Annotated in this window: 1 protein-coding gene; it reads left to right on the top strand. The window is 52.3% G+C overall.

From position 1 onward, the window contains the following. Nucleotides 1-325 (top strand): cadherin repeat domain-containing protein (locus Q4563_RS18085; RefSeq protein ID WP_303605487.1); only part of this gene is annotated, 325 nt, incomplete at both ends.

The following is a 325-nucleotide window of genomic DNA, read 5'->3' as shown; positions in this document are numbered from 1 at the left end:
GGAGCTGGTAACTTTACCAATCAGGCCGTTACCCTGGCGGTCAATAACCTTGATGAAGCAGCACCGACGATTACCTCTGGCGCTACCGCGACTGCGATCGATGAAAACTCTGGTGCTGGGCAAGTGGTGTATACCGCTGCCGCTGATGACTCTGCTGATATTTCGGACGGCGTAACGTTTAGCCTCAGTGGTACTGACGCGGCTTACTTCACCATTGATACCAATACTGGCGAAATGACTCTAAAAGCTGATGCTGACTATGAAACCAAGTCCAGCTACAGCTTTACCGTCACCGCCACCGATGGGGCTGGTAACTTCGCTGATC

This window comes from Gilvimarinus sp. 1_MG-2023 (assembly GCF_030548285.1).
The sequence above is the reverse complement of the archived record's forward strand: the minus strand, read 5'-3'. Positions and strand labels throughout refer to the sequence as shown.